At 62.7% G+C, this 730-nt stretch carries 2 protein-coding genes and 1 pseudogene; all 3 read left to right on the top strand.

Annotation, left to right across the window (positions count from 1 at the left end; translation table 11 throughout):
• Positions 1–209, top strand: a 209-nt coding sequence (locus CKO23_RS25375) for a hypothetical protein (protein ID WP_440870577.1), incomplete at its 5' end; no start/stop codon positions are given.
• Between the two features lie 66 nt (positions 210–275).
• Positions 276–416, top strand: coding sequence for a type II toxin-antitoxin system RelE/ParE family toxin (locus tag CKO23_RS25005; protein WP_440870600.1), 141 nt, complete (start codon positions 276–278; stop codon positions 414–416).
• Between the two features lie 13 nt (positions 417–429).
• Positions 430–603, top strand: a pseudogene (locus CKO23_RS25000) (HigA family addiction module antitoxin); the annotation flags it as partial.
• Positions 604–730: the final 127 nt, after the last annotated feature.

Below are 730 nucleotides of genomic sequence, written 5' to 3'. Positions count from 1 at the left end.
GCAATGCGCTGGGCGGGCGCGAGCATCGCCTCGCCGAGTCCCGTGGGCAGAGCGCCGCGCCCCTGCCGGACAAGGCGTTGGTGGTGTTCGAGCCGGCGCTGGAGGTGATCACCTGGATGATCCCGCCTATACCCAAGAGCGCGCCATGCTCGCGCGTCTTGATGGCGCGATCGAGGCGGGGGATCTGTGGATCGCCGATCGTATCGTGACCTTCACAGCCATGGCGGCGTAAGCTAAGTTATCTGCATTCGGCCTTCGACCTGTCCGACCTGAGTGTGCCGCCTGGCAATCGCCTGGAAATCTTGCGGGGCGATCGCGTTGGCCAGCACAGCATTCGCATCAATGACCAGTGGCGTCTGTGCTTCGTCTGGACCACCGATGACCCCACGGATGTCGAGATCGTCGACTACCACTAAAGGTGCGATCGCCATGACCGAAAAACTGCCCCCCATCCATCCCGGCGAGATTCTGCGTGAGGAGTTCATGCAGCCGCTGGGGCTGTCCAGCAATGCCCTGGCGCGCGCCATAGGCGTAACTCCGGCGCGCATCAATGAAATCGTGCGCGAACGTCGCGGCATATCGGCGGACTGGGGTCTCCACTTAACCGGAGTAAACTCCAAGGGTGACTTACCCTCATGCTGGCGTTGATTATCCGCGGACTGCGGGCGAGTTCCAGTCCTGGTTTCGCACCGATGCGGACTGCCTCGACTACCTGGAGTGGCTCCGGTGG

Origin of the sequence: Thiocystis violacea, from assembly GCF_016583565.1 — a bacterium.
GTDB lineage: Bacteria > Pseudomonadota > Gammaproteobacteria > Chromatiales > Chromatiaceae > Thiorhodococcus > Thiorhodococcus violaceus_A.
This window is presented reverse-complemented; position numbering and strand designations above follow the sequence as displayed.